The 13,207-nt window shown below is 64.6% G+C and carries 14 protein-coding genes; 2 read left to right on the top strand and 12 right to left on the bottom strand.

Features of this window, described 5'->3' with window-relative positions:
- Positions 1-13: 13 nt before the first annotated feature.
- Entirely contained in the window at positions 14-988 is a 975-nt protein-coding gene (locus AKG11_RS16400; protein ID WP_050744644.1) for a threonine ammonia-lyase, read from the top strand.
- A gap of 24 nt (positions 989-1,012) precedes the next feature.
- Here AKG11_RS16400 and AKG11_RS16395 read toward each other — a convergent pair whose 3' ends face one another.
- The gene (locus AKG11_RS16395) at positions 1,013-1,450 is read right to left on the bottom strand and encodes an acyl-CoA thioesterase (protein ID WP_197283989.1); all 438 of its coding nucleotides are present in this window, start codon (positions 1,448-1,450) and stop codon (positions 1,013-1,015) included.
- Positions 1,451-1,538: 88 nt separating this feature from the next.
- Here AKG11_RS16395 and AKG11_RS16390 point away from each other — a divergent pair, with 88 nt between their 5' ends.
- Complete coding sequence (locus AKG11_RS16390) at positions 1,539-2,495, top strand: LysR family transcriptional regulator (RefSeq protein ID WP_082342459.1); 957 nt, start codon at positions 1,539-1,541, stop codon at positions 2,493-2,495.
- Here AKG11_RS16390 and AKG11_RS16385 read toward each other — a convergent pair.
- The 11 genes from AKG11_RS16385 to AKG11_RS16330 form a co-directional block, all read right to left on the bottom strand.
- Complete coding sequence (locus AKG11_RS16385; RefSeq protein WP_050744642.1) at positions 2,492-3,520, bottom strand: histone deacetylase family protein; 1,029 nt, start codon at positions 3,518-3,520, stop codon at positions 2,492-2,494. The genes AKG11_RS16390 and AKG11_RS16385 overlap by 4 nt on opposite strands.
- Positions 3,517-4,011 (bottom strand): GNAT family N-acetyltransferase, encoded by a 495-nt coding sequence (locus AKG11_RS16380; RefSeq protein ID WP_050744641.1) that lies wholly within the window; start codon positions 4,009-4,011, stop codon positions 3,517-3,519. Before AKG11_RS16380 ends, AKG11_RS16385 begins: the two co-directional genes overlap by 4 nt.
- Positions 4,012-4,020: 9 nt before the next feature.
- Positions 4,021-4,950: a 3,5-dioxohexanoate:acetyl-CoA acetone transferase gene (locus tag AKG11_RS16375; protein ID WP_050744640.1), complete on the bottom strand. Its 930-nt coding sequence runs from the start codon at positions 4,948-4,950 to the stop codon at positions 4,021-4,023.
- 9 nt (positions 4,951-4,959) lie between these two features.
- Complete coding sequence (locus tag AKG11_RS16370) at positions 4,960-6,330, bottom strand: aminotransferase family protein (protein ID WP_050744639.1); 1,371 nt, start codon at positions 6,328-6,330, stop codon at positions 4,960-4,962.
- A gap of 45 nt (positions 6,331-6,375) precedes the next feature.
- A complete protein-coding gene (locus tag AKG11_RS16365; protein WP_023516442.1) occupies positions 6,376-7,140 on the bottom strand; it encodes an amino acid ABC transporter ATP-binding protein in 765 nt (254 codons plus the stop codon).
- Entirely contained in the window at positions 7,137-7,796 is a 660-nt protein-coding gene (locus tag AKG11_RS16360) for an amino acid ABC transporter permease (protein WP_023516441.1), read from the bottom strand. The genes AKG11_RS16365 and AKG11_RS16360 overlap by 4 nt, the downstream gene beginning before the upstream one ends.
- 2 nt (positions 7,797-7,798) lie before the next feature.
- Positions 7,799-8,449 carry an amino acid ABC transporter permease gene (locus AKG11_RS16355; protein WP_023516440.1) on the bottom strand — a complete coding sequence of 217 codons (651 nt, stop codon included), beginning with the start codon at positions 8,447-8,449 and terminating at the stop codon, positions 7,799-7,801.
- Positions 8,450-8,523: 74 nt separating this feature from the next.
- Complete coding sequence (locus tag AKG11_RS16350) at positions 8,524-9,309, bottom strand: ABC transporter substrate-binding protein (protein ID WP_023516439.1); 786 nt, start codon at positions 9,307-9,309, stop codon at positions 8,524-8,526.
- Positions 9,310-9,641: 332 nt separating this feature from the next.
- Positions 9,642-11,738: a molybdopterin cofactor-binding domain-containing protein gene (locus AKG11_RS16340; RefSeq protein WP_050744638.1), complete on the bottom strand. Its 2,097-nt coding sequence runs from the start codon at positions 11,736-11,738 to the stop codon at positions 9,642-9,644.
- On the bottom strand, positions 11,738-12,214 hold the full coding sequence (locus AKG11_RS16335; RefSeq protein WP_050744637.1) for a (2Fe-2S)-binding protein: 477 nt from the start codon (positions 12,212-12,214) through the stop codon (positions 11,738-11,740). Before AKG11_RS16335 ends, AKG11_RS16340 begins: the two co-directional genes overlap by 1 nt.
- On the bottom strand, positions 12,211-13,197 hold the full coding sequence (locus AKG11_RS16330; RefSeq protein WP_023516436.1) for a helix-turn-helix transcriptional regulator: 987 nt from the start codon (positions 13,195-13,197) through the stop codon (positions 12,211-12,213). The genes AKG11_RS16335 and AKG11_RS16330 overlap by 4 nt, the downstream gene beginning before the upstream one ends.
- Between the last annotated feature and the right edge of the window lie 10 nt (positions 13,198-13,207).

The raw sequence follows: 13,207 nt of genomic DNA, 5'->3' as shown, positions 1-13,207 counted from the left end.
AAGGCTTGCTTCAATGACATCCATCGAAATGATCGTCGCCGCCAGATCCCGCCTGCAGGGCCATGCCCGGCGGACGCCCCTGCTATCCTCTCCCTTCCTGGATGAGATGGCCGGACGACGTGTCTTCGTGAAGGCGGAATGCCTGCAGCACACCGGCTCCTTCAAGTTTCGCGGCGGCTGGTCCGCCCTTTCGGGGCTGGAGCCGGACGTGCGCAAGCGCGGGGTGATCGCCTTCTCGTCGGGAAATCATGCCCAGGGCGTCGCTCTCGCCGCCACGCGGCACGGCGTTCCGTCCGTCATCATCATGCCCTCGGATGCCCCGAGGCTGAAGATCGACAACACCCGCGCCTTCGGGGCAGAGGTCGTTCTCTACGACCGCGACAGGGAAGACCGGGACGCCATCGGTGCGCGGCTTTCCGCGGAGCGCGGCCTGACGCTGATCCGGCCCTTCGACGAGCCGCTGGTCATTGCCGGCCAGGGCACGACGGGCCTGGAAATCGCGGAACAGGCGGAAGAGGAAGGTATAACGGCAGCCGATGTGCTGGTGCCCTGCGGCGGCGGCGGGTTGAGTTCAGGCATCGCCCTCGCGCTCGAGGCCACCGCGCCGGGCTTTACCGTGCGTACCTGCGAACCGGAGAATTTCGATGACACCGCACGCTCGCTGGCGGCCGGAGAGGTCGTGCGGAACGCCACGCTGTCGGGCTCGATCTGCGATGCGATCGTCACCCCGGAGCCCGGCAGGATCACCTTCCCCATTCTGAAGCGTCTCGCCGGGGCCGGCATTGCCGTGACGGAAGAGGAGGTCCTTCGCGCGATGGCACTCGCCTTCAAACGGCTGAAGATCATCGTGGAGCCCGGCGGGGCCGTCGCCCTTGCGGCGGCGCTCTTCCACGGTGCTGCGGTCAAGGGCGATACCGTGATTGCCGTTACCTCCGGCGGCAATGTCGATACGGATCTGTTCACCGCAGCGCTCCAGCGCTTCGGCTGAAGACACGGCCTTCCATCAAGGCCGTCATAGGGCGTCTGTGCTATCCATGTCCGTCTCCAAAAGACCGCGGACGCCGCTCACGATGGTTTCCGGCAGGATGCGCGATTCCCGGCGCGCAAGGTCGAAATAGACGGAGACGGCCAGCAATTCGGCGCAAAGGTGGCCGTCCGCCTTGTCCAGCAGCCTATGACGGGTGGTGAGCGAGGTGCGCCCGACCTTGACGACGGCGCTGCGGATTTCGAACAGGCTGCCGACCGGCAGCTCCCGCCGGAAATCGATCTCGTAGCGGCGGTCCGCCCAGCCCTCCTGCCGCTCGGCGATCCAGGTTGCCGAGTAGCCGGCCGCGGCGATCAGATGCCAGAACGCCTGGTCGAAGGCGGCGATATAATATTGCACGTTCATGTGCCCCATCGCATCGCATTGCGCGGGATAGACGACACCCTGATAGGTGAGAAGCGGCACGGCGGATCTCCTTTGTCCGTTGAAACCTTTGACGCCCGATGGGCACATGCAATAGTCGCGCCCCGAAGCATAATTTCAGGGAATGCACATGGCGCGGCAAAGACGGCGTTTCGTCTGGGAAATCGACTGGAACCTGCTCAGGACCTTCATGGTCATCGTGCAGGAACGCGGCCTGACCGCGGCGGGCGAAAAACTCTCCCTCAAGCAGCCGACCGTCAGCAACGCGCTCAAGCGGCTGGAAACCCATATGGGCTGCCGGCTGGTGGAGCGGAACGCTTCGCACTTCGCCGTCACGCCCGCCGGACAGCGGCTGTTCAGCGAATGCATCGCTCTGTTCGAGATCGTCTCCGGCCTGCCGCAGCACATGGAGGAGCAGCCCGGCGACCTGACCGGTCATATCGAGATCGCGCTGGCGAGCCATGTCGTCTGCCCATTCCTCGACGAGGTGCTGGCCGGTTTTCACACCACATTTCCCCAGGTCACGCTGTCGCTCTCCGTCGCCTCCAGCCAGGAAGTGACGACGGCGGTGCTCAACCGGGACGCCGGCTTCGGCATCTGCCTGATGCAGGAGCGGCATCCGAAACTCGAATATGACGTGCTCTACCGGGAGAGTTTCGGTTATTTCTGCGGCGCGCGGCATCCGCTGTTCGGCGTCAAGAACCTGCCGTTGCAGGCGCTGCGCCAGGAGCCCTACGTCTCCTTCAAGACGGACCAGATGTCCGGCGCGCTCTGGCCCGTCGCGCTCCTGCGCCAGCAGGAAGGGTTCGAGGGCCAGACCGTCGGCACCTCCTCGCATCTGGAAGAGGTCAAGCGGCTCATCATCGCCGGATTCGGCTTCGGTCCTCTGCCGATCCATGTGGTGGAGGAAGATGTGCGCGTCGGCCGCCTCTGGCGCCTGCCGCCCTATCAGGACCCGCCAGTCATCGACGTTCACCTCGTCTATGACGGCGCGGCCCGCCGCAGCCGGGCCGAGACGATCCTGCTTGCCGAACTGCGCCAGGCGATCGCCACGATACCCTTCGCGCAACGAACCTATCCCGCCTAACCGTTCTTCGTACCCAAACCGGTGAGAAAGGCCGTCAGGTTGTCGCCAAGGGCGTCGCAGAGATAGCCGCCCTCCTGTACGACGACGGTCGGCAGATGCAGCGCCCCGATTGCCTCCGCGATGCGCGCAAAGCCCGGCGTCGAGACCGAGAGGCCACCGAACGGATCCTTTTCGAAGGCATCGAGACCGAGCGCCACGACAAGCGCATCCGGCGCGAAGGCCCCGATGCGGCGGATGGCGGCGGCCAGCGCCTCCAGATAGACGTCGTCGCCGGACTTGCGCGGCAGCGGCAGGTTGAAATTGTAGCCGAGACCTAGCCCTTCGCCCCGCTCGTCGGCATGCCCCCAGAAGAAGGGGTAGAAACGCACCGGATCGGCGTGGATCGAGACCGTCAGCACGTCGGCGCGCTCGTAGAACATGCCCTGCGTGCCGTTGCCGTGGTGCAGGTCCACGTCGAGGATGGCGACGCGTTTAGCTTGCCGCAGCAGGTGCTGCGCGGCGATGCCGGAATTGTTGAAGAAACAGAATCCGCCGGCGACATCCCGGAAGGCGTGGTGGCCCGGCGGGCGGCAGAGGGCGTAGGACCATCTCTCGCCGGCCATCACCGCTTCGGCGGCGGAAACGGCCGTAGACGCACTCCAGCGCGCACTCTCGAAGGTGTGTTCGGAGATCGGGCAGGACGTATCGGCCATGTGATAGCCGGCCTGCCCGACCGCTGAGGCGGGATAGCTGCCCGTGCGGGCGATCGGGTGAATGTTGGGGATGACCTCCGCGGAAGCCCCCTCGATCCGCTGCCAGCGCTCGTAGATGCGGCTCAGGAAGTCGATATATTCCGGCGTGTGCACAGCAGAAACGGGTGCGAGGCCATGATCCCCAGGCCGCACGATCTCCGTGCCTGCCGCCCGCGCGCCGGCGAGCAGGCGCTCGACGCGTTCCGGTTGCTCCGGGTTCGGCTGCGGCGCGCCGCTGGAGAGGAAGAAGCTCGGATCGTGGCGTTTCTGTTCTTCCGCAAAAAAGGTCTTCATGGATCTCCCTCACCGGCGAAATTGTCGAAATCCGCGCCCTTGATCATGTGGATCTGCTCGCTGCGGGAATGGCGGATCCCGAGGCGATCGTAGACGGCCTGCGCACGCACATTGTCCACATCGACCGACAGGCGCATGTAGCGCGCACCGTGCGCCCGGCCATTCTGCGCGGTGGCGCGCAGAAGCCGTTCGCCGATCCGCCGTCCGCGAAAGGCATCCGCGACGAAGAGGTCCTGCACATAGAGGCCGGGCTCGCCCATCCAGGTGGAAAAGCTCGCGAAGCTCAGGCACAGGCCGGCGAACGTCGTCCCCACCTCGGCGATCAGCACCTCGAAGGCCGGCGCCTCGCCGAAACCGTGGCGGCACACGTCCTCGACCGTCGAGACGAACTTCGTCTCCGCGCCCATGTCGATGGCCATGGTCCTCAGCGCCGCGTGGATGGTCGCAGCGTCATCGGCGACCGCGAACCGGATCGTGATGTCGTCCTGCATGTTTTCTCCTCAGAATGCGACGCGGTCGCCACCCTTGAGACCGAGTATGGCGCGCGCCTCGTCGGGCGTTGCGACCTCCAGCGAAAGACCTTCGAGGATCGCGCGGATGCGTCGTACCTGATCCGCGTTCGAGGTCGCAAGCGCACGGCCATCGAAAAGACTGTCCTCCAGGCCGACACGCACGCTGCCGCCCATGGTCGCCGCCATCGTTATCATCGGCATCTGCCTGCGCCCGGCGGCGAGCACCGAGAAACGGTAGTCATCGCCGAACAGCTTGTCGGCGATACGCTTCATATGGACGAGGTTTTCCGGATCCGCGCCGATACCGCCAAGCACGCCGAAGACGAACTGCATGAAGGGTGTGCCGGGGATGAGCCCGCGATCGCGGAAATGGGCGAGCGTGTAGAGATGCCCGACATCGTAGCATTCGAACTCGAAGCGCGTGCCGCACCCCTCCCCGAGACGTTTGAGGACCGTCTCGATATCGGCGAAAGTGTTACGGAAGATCGTGCCGCGCGTCGCTTCCAGAAGCGCGGGCTCCCAGGCGTGTTTCCACTCCCGCGGCCGGTCGAGCATCGAGAAGAGGCCGAAATTCATCGAGCCCATGTTGAGCGAGCACATCTCCGGCTCGGCGGCGAGCGCTGCAGCCAACCGGTCCTCCAGCGCCATGACGGAGGAACCGCCGGTGGTGATGTTGATGACCGCATCGCTCGCCTGCCTGATGACCGGCAGGAAGCGCATGAAGACCTTGGGATCGGCCGTCGGACGGCCGTCATCCGGGTCGCGGGCGTGCAGGTGCAGGATCGATGCTCCCGCTTCTGCGGCTGCGATGGCTTCGGCGGCGATGTCCTCCGGCCTGTAGGGCAGATGCGGCGACATGGACGGCGTGTGTACCGACCCCGTCACCGCGCAGGTGATGATGACCTTGTCCGATTTCATGACCGGCTCCTACTTCGTAACCGGCAGCGAAAGCTCGCAGGCAAGTTGCGCCAGCGTCGCATCGAGGATCGTCACGATCTCGCCGACCTGCGCCTCGGTGGTGATCATCGGCGGGCAGACGAGGAAATGATCGCCCTCGACGCCGCCGCGCGTGCGGCGCGAATAGATGATGAGGCCGCGCTCATAGGCAATGTCGACGACGCGCTGATGCGCATCGAGCGCCTTGGGCAGCGGTGTCATGGTCGCACGGTCGGACACGAATTCGGCGGCGAGCAGCAGGCCCTTGCCGCGCACGTCGCCGATGAACGGGTAACGTTCGGCAAGACCCTCCAGCTCGGCCTTGAGAAGAGCGCCGATGCGGGTGGCGTTGCCGAGCAGATCCTGCCGCTCGATCTCGTCGAGCACGGCAAGCCCCGCCGCGCAGGCGAGCGGATTGCCGGCATAGGTGTAGCCATGGGCAAAACCGCCGCGATCAAGCACCGGCTTCACCAGCTTCGAATGGGCGATCATCGCACCGAGCGGGCAATAGCCGGCCCCTAGTCCCTTGGAAAGCGCGACGATGTCCGGCCGGCAGTTCCAGTGGTCACCACCGAGATAGCGGCCGGTACGGCCGGCTCCGCTCATCACTTCGTCGTGGATCAGGAGGATGCCGTACTTGTCGCAGATCTCGCGGATGCGCGGATAATAGCTGTCGGGCGCGACGAGCGCGCCGGTGGAAGCACCGCCGATCGGCTCCATGATGAAGGCGAGAACGCTTTCCGCCCCCTCCTCGAGGATCTTTTCCTCTAGCATGTCCGCATAACGGATGCCGCGCTCCTCCATGGAAAAGTTGTCGCGGTCGAGATAGGCGGTCGGTGCCTTGATGTGCGGCATGTCGCGCAGCATCGGCAGGAAGGGTTTCTTCAGCGCATCATAGCCGGTGACGGCGAGCGCACCGAGGGTCGAGCCGTGATAGGAAGGGAAGCGCGAGATGACTTTCCAGCGCTCCGGCTGGTCGGTGGCGAGCGCCCATTGCCGGGCGAGCTTCAGGCAGGATTCCACCGCCTCCGAGCCGCCGGAGACGAAGAACACCCGATCGAGCCCCTCGGGCATGTAACCGGAAAGGCGCCGCGCCAGATCTTCCGCCGGCTGGTTCTCGAAATGCAGGCGGTAGGCAAAGGTCGCCTTGTCCATCTGCCGCTTCATGGCATCGAGCACGTTGCGGTTGGAATGGCCGATATTGACGACCATCGCGCCGCTCGAGCCGTCGATGACCTTTCGGCCGTGTTCATCCCAGATGTAGATGCCCTCCGCCCGGTCGGCGAGCGGCCGACGCATGCGGGATTGGTAGAAGAGGTGGGAGGCCGGGCGTTCGCCGGATGCATTCTGATGCTGGCTCATGATCGATCCATGAAAGAAGGAAGCGGTTTCAGCGGCCGGAAAACTCTAGCCGCCCAGGAATTTCTTCAGGAAGCTGCGGGTGCGCTCCTGCTTCGGATTGCGGAAGAGCTCGGCCGGGCTGTCCTCCTCCACGACCGCGCCATCGGCCATGAAGATCACCCGGTCGGCGACTTCGGCGGCAAAACGCATCTCGTGGGTGACGATCACCATGGTCATGTGCTCGCTCGCCAGCTGCTTCATGACGAGGTTGACCTCGTCCACCAGTTCCGGATCGAGCGCCGAGGTCGCTTCGTCGAACAGCATGACCTTCGGCTGCATGGCAAGCGCCCGGGCAATCGCCACACGCTGTTTCTGCCCGCCCGAGAGGCGTGCCGGAAAGGCATCGATCTTGTCGGCAAGGCCGACCTTGTCGAGCATCTTCAGAGCAAGCGCCCTCGCCTCCGCTTTCGCCATGCCCTTCAGCTTGGTCGGGGCGATGGTGATGTTCTCCGCAACGCTCAGATGCGGGAACAGATTGAAGTGCTGGAAAACCATGCCCATCTGCTGGCGCACATTGTTGATGTGGCGTTCGAAGGAACGGCGATCAAGCTTTTGATTTACCTGAACACCATCAAGCCAGACCTCCCCGCCATCGAGCGTTTCGAGATGGTTGATCGAGCGGAGCAGCGTGCTCTTGCCCGAACCGCTCGGGCCTATGACAGCGACGATCTGGCCGCGCGCCACGCTGAAATCGATGCCCTTCAGCACCTCCAGCGGCCCGAAGAATTTTTGGGCGCCACGCACCTCGATCATCGGACGGGTATCGTTCATCGCGAAAGCTCCACTTTCCGTTCGATCCCGCGCAGGACCGCTTCGAGGATGAGATTGAGGCCGTAGTAGAGGGCGGCGGCCGTCAGGTAGAATTCGAAGGGCCGATAGGTCTCGCTGATGACGAGCTGGGCGCTGTGCACCAGTTCGGCGATACCGATCATCGAGACGATCGACGACTCCTTCAAGAGCGCGATCATCATGTTGCCGACCGCCGGCACCGTGTTGCGCACCGCCTGCGGCACGACGATGTAGATCCGCGTCCGCCAGGCCCCGAAGCCGAGCGAGCGCGCCGCCTCCGTCTGCCCCTTGTCGAGGGATACGATGCCGGCGCGAAAGATGTCGGCATTGTAGACGGCGAAATGCAGGCTGAGAGCGATGATGCCCGACCAGATGGCGGGAATGTCGATGCCGATTTGCACGAGGCCGAAATAGATGAGGAAGAGCTGCAACAGCAGCGGCGTCCCCATGAAGAGCCACATGAAGAGACGTACGGGATAACGAACGACCGGCGAGGCATAGAGCACGAGAAGGGCGAAGCCGATGCCGGCGAGAACGCTGAGCACGGCGGAGGCGGTGGAGATGACGACGGTCCACCACAGGCCCTTGCCGATCAGCGGCCAATATTCAGGAACGATACTGAAATCGAGACCCTGCATCTTCACGCCTCCCCGGCATAGGCGCGGTCGAGACGGTCGATGACGAGCGTCAGGCCGTAGACCATGATCATGTAGAGAACCGCCGTCACCGCGAAGATCTCAAAGGGTTTGTAGGTGGAGCCGATGAAGCGTTGCGCCGTGTAGGTGAGTTCCACCACCGAGATGGTGGCGACGAGCGCCGTGCCCTTGACCAGCGCCACGGCATTGACGCCAAGCGGGCGGATCATCAGTTTGGCGGCCTGCGGCAACACGATCCAGCGCATGGACTGCCCTTCGCCGAAACCCAGCGAGCGTGCCGCCTCCATCTGTCCCCGATCGACCGACAGCACGCCGCCGCGGATCGATTCCGCCATGTAGGCTGCGATGTTGAGCCCGAGCGCAATCGCCCCTGCCGCGAAAGGTTCAAGCTGGATCCCGACCTGGGGCCCGCCGAAATAGAGCAAAAAGATCTGGATGAGCGCCGGCGTGCCCCTGAACACGCTGACATAGGCCGCACCGACGAAACGCAATGCCGCGACATGCGAGAGGCGGAGCATCGCGATCAGCGCCGCCACCGTAAGCCCGATGGCAAGCGACAGCAGGGAAAGCTCGACGGTCGTCCAGGCCGCCTGGACGAAGACTGGGACAATGCGGCCGATGAGAGCGATATCCATTGCCGGATCCTCGACGATCGGTCAGCCGGCCGGCAGTTTCCTGCCGCACCGGCCCTGTGACGGGCAGAAAGAGGTCAGCGGATGTCCGAGCCGATCCACTTCATGGCGATGGCCTCATAGGTACCGTCGGCCATCATGTCGTCCAGCGCCTTCTGCATGGCGGCCTTCAGCTCCGGATTGCCCTTGCGGATGGCGATGCCGATCTTGTCCTCGGTACCGGCAAACTCGGGCACGTCGAGCTTGACGACCTTGTCGCCCGTCTGCTTGACCGCGATCGATACCGGCACCGCATCGACGATCATCGCCTGAATGCGGCCGGCCTTGAGTTCGAGGAAGAGCTCCGGCAGCCCCTTATAGGTGCGGATTTCCCAGCCGCCGCGCTCGCGTGCCCATTTCTCGTGGGTTTCGCCGAGCGTCACGCCGATCGTCTTGTCCTTGAGATCGTCGATCGACTTGATCTCGGACCCGTCCGAAACGAAGACGCCGCGCCCCGACTTGTAGTAGGGGCCGACGAAATCGACGGCCTTCTCGCGCTCCGGGGTAATGGTCATGCTGCCGATGATGGTGTCGTATTTACCGGCAAGCAGGCCCGCGATGATGCCGTCCCAGGCGGTGCTGACGCCGGCACCCTTCACGCCGAGGCGCTTGGCGATCTCGTTGCCGATATCGACGTCGAAGCCAACGGTCTGGTTGCTGTCGTCAACGAAGCTGAAGGGCGGATAGGCGCCACTGTTGGCGAACTTGAACTCTCCCGCGGCCTTGATGGTCTCAAGGTCGTCGGCACGCGCGGCAAGCGGCGCTCCGAGAACGGAGAAGGCAAGGCCTGCGGCCACGGCATAGGACAGAATGGACTTCAACATGATTGTTCCCCTTGTTGGTGCAGGATCACCGCCGGAGCAATGACGCCCTTGGGGGACGATATGTCGCCAAGCCCATGCATTTCGCAAATAGATATATGAAATGCAGTTCATAGCTTCAGGAAATGATATACTTGATGCCTGCTATCGCCCACTGTGCTTCCTTCAAGCGCCACCGGCGGCAGATCCGAGTTGGTTTGCTCGGGCCGGATCACCATGACAAGCTCCTGGGCCGGATCGGCGGTGAAACTGCCGAACTCCGTGCCTTCGCACGCTCTTCGCCTGATCAACTCGCTTTGCAGGGTTCTGGAAAACTGGAACGCATCGGCTGGCGGTCAGGCATTCATAAGCGCCTCGATCAGTCGGTCCCGCGTCAGCGGCAGGTCGCGCATCCTCAGCCCGAGCGCGCGGGACGCCGCGTTTCCGATGGCCGCGGCCACCGGCCCCTGTGCGGCCTCGCCCGCGCCGAGCGGCGGGTGCATCGGATCGATGATGAACCGTGTCTCGATCTCTGGAACTTCCGAGAATTTCAGGATCGGATAGGCATTCCAGTCCAAGGCCGGCACCCGGTCGCCCTCAACCTTGACCTCTTCCTTGAGGGTCCAGCTCGCCGCCTGGATCGCGCCGCCCTCGATCTGGCTGCGCGCGCCCTCCGGGTTGATCACAAACCCCACATCGGCGCAAAGCCACAACCGCTCCAGCCTGACCTCCTCTTCCACCGAGACCTCGGCAACCGCAGCAAGCCAGGCGCCCTTGTTCTTGTAGCGGGCGGCGGCAATCCCAAGCGACCGCCCCTCACTGGCCCCATGGCTGCCGGGCCAGCCGCTCATTTCGGCCGCCCCTTCGAGCACGGCGCGACAGCGCTCGTCGCTGAGATGGCGAAGCCGAAAATCCAGCGGGTCGGCACCGGCGAGATCCGCCAGTTCGTCCATCGCCGATTCGATGGCAAAGACGTTGAGATGGGCGCCGAGCGAACGCAGCGAAGAGGTGCGGATGCGGCTGCGCGTATCGAGCCGGACTGTCACGGTCTGGCCCGGGAAGTCATAGATCGCCACGGCATTGCGCGCGGCACCGCCACCGGCAGCGGCGGGAAGGTCCGCAACCTTGCCCGGCAAATGGGCGCTGTCGAGCGCCTCGGCCGAACTGAGATTGACATGGCCGCCGAAGCCCGGGCGCTGGGCATGCGGTTCGCTCACCACCGAGAGGTTCCAGGACATAACCCTGCCGGCGGCATCGATCTCCGCCTCGACGGCCGCGGACATGGCAGCCCCCAACGGACCGCGTCCGAGCTCATCCTCCCGTGACCACTGGATACGCACCGGCCGGCCCGGCCGTTCCAGTGCGATGATGGCCGCATCGAGCGCGGCGTCGTCGGCACCGTTGTGACCGTAGCAGCCGGAGCCGTGCGCATGGACGACCCGAACCGCCGGCAGCGCGAGCCCGAGGCATCTGGCTATCTGCGCGCGAAGCGGAAAAATACCCTGCGAATGGCTCCACACCGTCAGCCGGCCGGCATCGAACAGGGCAAGGGCGCAGGACGGGCCGATCGATGCATGCGCCACATGTGCCCGCGAGTACCGTTCGTCAAGCCTCGCCGCCCCGCGAGAAGACGGGGCCGATCCAACCCGGGTGACAACCTCCCCGGCGGTTTCCGCCGGCCGCCAGCGGCCGGGCACCTCTTCCCATGTGGTGAACCTGCTCGCATCGGCATGTGCGGCATGAACACCATATTCGTCCGGTCCGATGAGGGCGAAAAGGTCGTTCCTTCGCAGAACCGCGATGCCGGGATAGCGGCGCTGCAGCCATGCCTCATCGACATCGGCGAGGCGAGCGAGCCGGAACGGTTGCCGGATGACCCTGGCATGCAGCAGCCCCGGCAGGGAAAGATCATGGATGAAGCCGGCACCACCGCGCTTTGCCGCCATATCGATGCGCGCGTGGTCGGCGCCCACGGCGCAGCGCGCGGCAATGGGCTGGACAGGCACATTGCCACTGACGGGCTGCCTCCAATCAACCAGGGCGGCGACCGACCAGAAATCGAGGCCCGTCGGTGCACCCTCGAGAAGCACGACACCATCGTGACACGAGAGACGGGCGGTATCCGCACCAAGGCGGGCGGCAGCGGCATCGATCAGCGCTGCACGCGCCTGCGCCATGGCGATGCGGATGGAGGCGCCCGAGACCTCGACAGACTGGCTGCCGGCGGTGATGCCCTCGTCCGGCGAGCAATCGGTATCGCACGGGGCCAACCTCACCAGCCCTGGATGGAGACCCAGTTCATCGGCAGCAATCTGCGCAAGCGCCGTGAGGATGCCCTGGCCGAGTTCGACCTTGCCCGAGCGGATGGCAACAACACCCGGCTCATCGAAGGAGACCCAGCGACCCAGTTCGGGATTGTCCTGGAGGCTTTTGGGAAGCGCGTTGTCCGCCATCACACCGCCTCGCCGAGACGGGCCACGGCACGCTCCGTCGCGCGCAGGATACTGCCATGCGCTCCGCAGCGGCACAGGTGCTTGTCGAGCGCCGCGAGGATCATGTCCCGGCTCGGCCGGCGCTCCGTTTTGAGCAGCGCATGGAGACACATCAGGATGCCGGAGATGCAGTATCCGCACTGGCCGGCCTGTTCCACCTCGAAGGACGCGAGCAGGATCGCGCCGACACGGTCGTTCGCCAATCCTTCGGGCGTCGTCACGTCAGCCCCAGCCAGGGCAGACACAGGCAGCGTGCAGGAATAACGGGCCTGCCCGTCAATGCTGAGCACGCATGCCCCGCACTGCTCCAGGCCACAGCCGAAATGGGTCGCCTTGAGATCGAGCTGGTTGCGCAGCACGAAGAGGAACGGCGCCTCACCGGTTTCATCAATCTGCGCCGGCGATCCGTTGAGTCGGAAGGAGACGGGCGCGCTCATGGTTTGCGCTCCGCAGTCGCGGCGCGGTCTTCCTTCGCCCGCTTCAGCCGGTAGGCCGTCGGCGTCATCCCCGCCGAACTCTTGAACGCCCGAAGGAAATACTTCTCGTCGTTGTACCCGACGCGGTAGGCGATCTGACCGATCGTATCGTCGGTGAGGACCAGACGCTCCCGGGCGTCCTCGATCCGCATTTCGCGGATCAGCACCTGGAAACTGGTGCCGGTATACTGGCGGATCAGAGCGCACAGCCGGCTCTTGGAGAGACGTGCGGCGGCCGCCGCTTCATCGAGGCTCGGGCCACGTGTATAGTTTTCGCCTATGAACTCGGCGATGCGGCGCATGTGCCCGCTGTCGCGACCGACCACCGGCAGCGTCCTCGACAGTTCGGCGAATTCGGCCTCGTGATCCTGGCACAGCGTGGCAAGCATCAGCGTCAGCTCGGCACGCACAATCTCCGCTGCGCCGATGCGCTCGGACCCGTGCTGGTCGATCATCGACCTGATTGCGCGCTCCGCTCGTTCGCTCTGTGCGGTATCGAGATCGAAGTTCACATGGTTCTGCCACGCAAAGGGAGTCAGTTCCGGCGCCAGCCGCACCAGCTCCGCCACGGGGTAGGAGCGCGTGATGTTGGGGCGCAGGAAATCGAGATCGAAATAGGCAACGACGCAGCGCGTCGCATAGTCGAAACGGATCTGGTGCGGCACCATCGGTGCGATGAAGTAGATGGAACCGGCTCTGGGCTTGTGCGACGTCAGGCCGATCCGGATCGCCGGCGCATCCGATAGGAAGTAAAGAATCTGAAAATAATCGTGCTTGTGGGCGGGGTAGAGCCGCTGGGTGTTCTCCACGAGCCTGATGTGGAAACGCGGGCTGCCGGATCGGTCGAGCGCATAGGAACGGAAGGGGGCGACCTCGCCCCGATCCTGCCGATCGTCGTCCGGGTCCACTTGCGGTGGCTCCGTCCTGCCGCTTCCCTTGGCCATGTGCGCTCCT

The organism is Shinella sp. SUS2, assembly GCF_001262505.1.
Classification (GTDB): domain Bacteria; phylum Pseudomonadota; class Alphaproteobacteria; order Rhizobiales; family Rhizobiaceae; genus Shinella.
This window is presented reverse-complemented; position numbering and strand designations above follow the sequence as displayed.

Bases quoted from the DNA above. Each gene is read 5' to 3' on its own strand.
- AKG11_RS16335 (WP_050744637.1), bottom strand. From the start codon at position 12,214: ATGAGCGCGCCCGTCTCCTTCCGACTCAACGGATCGCCGGCGCAGATT.
- AKG11_RS16400 (WP_050744644.1), top strand. From the start codon at position 14: ATGACATCCATCGAAATGATCGTCGCCGCCAGATCCCGCCTGCAGGGC.
- AKG11_RS16355 (WP_023516440.1), bottom strand. From the start codon at position 8,449: ATGGATATCGCTCTCATCGGCCGCATTGTCCCAGTCTTCGTCCAGGCG.
- AKG11_RS16330 (WP_023516436.1), bottom strand. From the start codon at position 13,197: ATGGCCAAGGGAAGCGGCAGGACGGAGCCACCGCAAGTGGACCCGGAC.
- AKG11_RS16360 (WP_023516441.1), bottom strand. From the start codon at position 7,796: ATGCAGGGTCTCGATTTCAGTATCGTTCCTGAATATTGGCCGCTGATC.
- AKG11_RS16375 (WP_050744640.1), bottom strand. From the start codon at position 4,950: ATGAAATCGGACAAGGTCATCATCACCTGCGCGGTGACGGGGTCGGTA.
- AKG11_RS16370 (WP_050744639.1), bottom strand. From the start codon at position 6,330: ATGAGCCAGCATCAGAATGCATCCGGCGAACGCCCGGCCTCCCACCTC.
- AKG11_RS16390 (WP_082342459.1), top strand. From the start codon at position 1,539: ATGGCGCGGCAAAGACGGCGTTTCGTCTGGGAAATCGACTGGAACCTG.
- AKG11_RS16385 (WP_050744642.1), bottom strand. From the start codon at position 3,520: ATGAAGACCTTTTTTGCGGAAGAACAGAAACGCCACGATCCGAGCTTC.
- AKG11_RS16340 (WP_050744638.1), bottom strand. From the start codon at position 11,738: ATGGCGGACAACGCGCTTCCCAAAAGCCTCCAGGACAATCCCGAACTG.
- AKG11_RS16365 (WP_023516442.1), bottom strand. From the start codon at position 7,140: ATGAACGATACCCGTCCGATGATCGAGGTGCGTGGCGCCCAAAAATTC.
- AKG11_RS16380 (WP_050744641.1), bottom strand. From the start codon at position 4,011: ATGCAGGACGACATCACGATCCGGTTCGCGGTCGCCGATGACGCTGCG.
- AKG11_RS16350 (WP_023516439.1), bottom strand. From the start codon at position 9,309: ATGTTGAAGTCCATTCTGTCCTATGCCGTGGCCGCAGGCCTTGCCTTC.